Origin of the sequence: Poseidonibacter lekithochrous (assembly GCF_018861145.1) — a bacterium.
Classification (GTDB): domain Bacteria; phylum Campylobacterota; class Campylobacteria; order Campylobacterales; family Arcobacteraceae; genus Poseidonibacter; species Poseidonibacter lekithochrous_A.
The window spans coordinates 1-4,087 of record NZ_JAHKQT010000027.1; the positions used below are offsets into that span (position 1 = coordinate 1).

The window sequence follows — 4,087 nt, forward strand, 5'->3', positions numbered from 1 at the left end:
TCTGTTGGAGTTGAAATAATTAGTACTTCTTTTATTCCAGCAAGCATTAAAACTGAAAGTGGATAATATACCATTGGTTTATCATAGATTGGAACTAGTTGTTTACTTACACCTTTTGTGATGGGGTATAGTCTTGTTCCACTTCCCCCTGCTAATATTATTCCTTTCATTTATGCTCCTTCTTTTTTAATTAATTATTTTTATTATTATATCTTTATTTTACTACAAACCAAGGATTAAGTAAATCTTCTTTGTTATAAATTATTGGTTCATCCTTTTCAAATTGATAAGTCATTTTTCCAGCTTCTCTTACAACTGCATCAGCTGCTGCTGTATCCCACTCCATAGTTGGAGCTAGTCTTGGATAAATATCAGCAACTCCCTCTGCAACCATACAAAGTTTTAAAGAAGACCCTTTTGAAACTTGTTCAATCTCTTTTGTATCAAGATTATTTATAAACTCTTGTGTTTCAGATGATAAATGAGATTTTGAAGCTACTACTGATAGCTTTTCTTTTGGACTAGAATTTGTTTTTAAAGGTAACTTTTCATTATTTTTAAAGGCACCTTCATTTTTCTTCGCACTATACATGTCATTTAGTGCAGGTGCATAAACAACACCTAAAACAGGAGTATTAATATGCATAAGTGCAATATTTACTGTGAACTCACCATTTTTTTTGATAAACTCTTTTGTTCCGTCTATTGGGTCTATACACCAGTAATATTCCCAGTTTTTTCTAGTATCATAATCTGTTTGTTTATTTTCTTCACTCATAAGTGGTATACTCGGATATAAGCTGTTTAATGCTTCACAAATAATTTCATTTGATTTTAAATCAGCTTCAGTTAAAGGTGAATTATCTTGCTTTTGCTCTATTTGAAAATCTTTATTATAAATTTCCATAATTGCATCACCAGCTTTTACAGCTATATTTTTTATATCTTCTATATTTATATCTTTAAATTGCATAATCGTTTTCATTCCCTTTTACATATCCATATTTTACTAAATAATTTACAACAATATCTGCACATTGTTGTATAGTATTTTCATTAGTTTTAATCTCTATTTGTGGTTCTTCAGGTGCTTCATAAGGAGAGTCTATCCCTGTAAAGTTTTTAATAGCTCCACTTCTTGCTTTTTCATATAAACCTTTTGGATCTCTACTTTCACAAACATCTATTGGAGTATTTACAAATACTTCTATAAATTCATCATATTTAACTAAGGATTTTGCGATTTGTCTATCTGATTTAAAAGGAGAAATAAAAGCAGTTAATACAATAAGACCTGAATCTACAAATAGTTTTGATACTTCGCCAATTCTTCTAATATTTTCTATTCTATCACTTTCACTAAAGCCTAAATCTTTATTTAAACCATGACGTACATTATCTCCATCTAAAAGATATGTTTTAATTCCTCTTCTAAATAGTTCAACTTCAACTGCATTTGCTACAGTAGATTTTCCTGATCCTGATAATCCTGTAAACCAAAGAATACATGGTTTTTGGTTTAAAAGAGATTCTCTTTTTTGTTTTGTAATATTTTGCTGATGCCAAATGATATCTTCATTTGTTTCATGCTTTTTATTTTCCGATTTCATCTTGCTTATCCTCTATATAATGACTAATTGCATCTTTTATATTTTCTAATTTATTTGGGTTTCCTTGAAGTCTTATAAAATGTTTATCTATATTTTCGTTTTCTTTTATTTTTAAATCTGCAACTTTTGAACAAATATCTAAAAACACAGAGTAGGGTACATCATCTCCACGTTTTAGAAAATGAATAGCTCTTTGTAATGATACAAAGGGATTTACACTAATATTTTCAAGATTATTTACTTTTGTATTAATATAGTTTATAAACTCCATTCTTAAATCACATTTTACAATAGTAAATAGTCTTTTTTTTGTATCATAATTACATTCAAAAGCAATCTTCGTTGAATCAAAGTCAAAACCATCTACTAAAAAATCTAAACTTGCATCTTTGAACTTATCTCTAAATACAAGTTGATATATATCATTTTTATATCTGTAGGTATATGAGTTGTTTTCATATTCAAAATAGTCTTTGTTTAAAGCATCATTTATTAATTCTCTATCATTACTTACTGGAAAAATCATATCAAGATCTCTAAATCTATCAGATTTAATACAGGAACCTGCTAGAAAGAACTTTATATTTCTTTTTTTTATATTTCCTATTAGTAATCTTTGAAAAAAGTCATTTATTTTCATGGCTACATTATCAAGTCTATAATCAAATTCACGTGATTGTTGATATGATAAAAGTTCTTGATATTCTTCCCAGAAATTATAAATCATATTGTTTTACTTCCTTTTAAAAACTATATATTTGTGGAACTAAGTATATTACTACAGATGAATATACTAGCGTTATAATCCATCCTATTTTCATAAAATCTTTGATCTTATATCCACCAATAGAGTTTACCATTAAATTTGTTTGATATCCATATGGCATCATAAAACTTGCACTTGCTCCAAATGCTACTGCAAAAACAAAAGGTAAAATATTTACATCAAGTCCAGCAGCTGTTGCATAAGCTATTGGAAAGCTTAAAGCAGCAGCTGCATTATTTGTAATTATTTCAGTTAAAAGAAGAGTTAATAAATATATACCGATAAAACTTCCATATACACCATAACTTCCAAATATACTTGAAACAAAACTTGCCATATTATCAGCTAGTCCTGAACTTATTAAAACTTTTGAAATAACCAAAGATGAACCAATAGTTATAAAAAGCTCATATGGAAAAACTCTTCTTATTTCTTGTATACTAATAATCTTTAAAGCAATTAAAATAAAACAATAGATAAATATAGATTTAAATAAAGATATAAAACCCAAAGCTGCTAATACTAATGAAAGTAAAAAACCTCCAAAAATAAAGGCACTTTTACTTATATCAAACTTTTCTTTTTGTTTAATATCTGATAATAGATAAAAGTTTTTTGATATATTATCCCTGTTATAAAAATCTTGACCAATTGCAAGTATTAGTCTATCACCTGATTGTATAATCTCATCACCAATCTTTTTAATATCCTGAGAACCTCTTTTCATAGATATAATTGAAGCATCAAACTTAGATCTAAATTTTGATTCTTTAACTTTTTTTCCAATTATAGTCGAATCTGGCATGATTATTGAGTCTACTAGGGTTAATTGTTTTACATGGATATTATCAATCATAGTTAAGCCAGAAAACTTATCTAAAACATTTATATGTTTTAAATCTCCACTAAAAACTAACTTATCATTTGCCAAAATAATTTCATCAGGTTTTATTGGAGATATTATTCTATTATTTCTACTTATTTCTACTAAAAATAAATACTCTAAACTTCTTAATCCATTTTCTTTTACAGATTTTCCTATCATAGAACTATTTTGTGATACTTGAAGTTCTATAAGATGTTTTTCTATCTCAGTACTTTGAACTTGATATTCAGGTAATAAACCCTTTACTAAAAAAAGTGCAATACTACAAAAAAGTGCAATAAAAAAACCAACAATAAAAAAATCAAACATCTTTAGACTTTCATTACCCATATCAGTTAAAAAACCATTTACTAAAAGATTTGTAGATGTTCCTACTAGGGTCATTGTTCCCCCAATTATCGAAAAGTATGATAGAGGAATTAGTAGTTTTGAGGGTAGGTGGTATTTGTTGTTTTTTATAGTATTCATCAAACCTGCTACTATTGCAGTGTTATTTAAAAATGCAGATGAAATAGTTGTCAATATTCCAAGATTTAGAAATGTGACATTATAGTTTTTTTTTATAACTATTTTTGAAAAATAATCCAATAAAACAGTTTTTTCTAAAGCTTTTGAAACTATTACTAGTAAAATCAAAGTTAAAAGAGAAATATTTGTGTAACTATTCATCATCTTTTCATAGCTAACTAAATCAAGTAAAAAATAAATACTAGCCAAAGTACCAAATAAGTACGAGGCTTTGTATTTATTTTGAATTAGCATAATAATTAATACTATTAGTGTAATAGCTACAAATATCTTCAACTATATAGCCTTACAATTCCA

General features: G+C 27.0%; 5 protein-coding genes. All 5 read right to left on the bottom strand.

The window, feature by feature from the left end; all coding sequences use genetic code 11:
* Nucleotides 1-170 (bottom strand): sugar phosphate nucleotidyltransferase (locus KO488_RS10615; RefSeq protein WP_216058792.1); only part of this gene is annotated, 170 nt, incomplete at its 3' end.
* 44 nt (nt 171-214) lie between these two features.
* Nucleotides 215-973: a 3'(2'),5'-bisphosphate nucleotidase CysQ gene (gene cysQ / locus KO488_RS10620; protein ID WP_216058788.1), complete on the bottom strand. Its 759-nt coding sequence runs from the start codon at nt 971-973 to the stop codon at nt 215-217.
* The gene (gene cysC / locus KO488_RS10625; protein WP_216058789.1) at nt 963-1,610 is read right to left on the bottom strand and encodes an adenylyl-sulfate kinase; all 648 of its coding nucleotides are present in this window, start codon (nt 1,608-1,610) and stop codon (nt 963-965) included. Before cysC ends, cysQ begins: the two co-directional genes overlap by 11 nt.
* Nucleotides 1,594-2,337, bottom strand: a complete 744-nt coding sequence (locus tag KO488_RS10630; protein WP_216058790.1) for a hypothetical protein — start codon at nt 2,335-2,337, stop codon at nt 1,594-1,596. The genes cysC and KO488_RS10630 overlap by 17 nt, the downstream gene beginning before the upstream one ends.
* A 16-nt stretch (nt 2,338-2,353) precedes the next feature.
* Nucleotides 2,354-4,066 (bottom strand): SLC13 family permease, encoded by a 1,713-nt coding sequence (locus KO488_RS10635; protein WP_216058791.1) that lies wholly within the window; start codon nt 4,064-4,066, stop codon nt 2,354-2,356.
* Between the last annotated feature and the right edge of the window lie 21 nt (nt 4,067-4,087).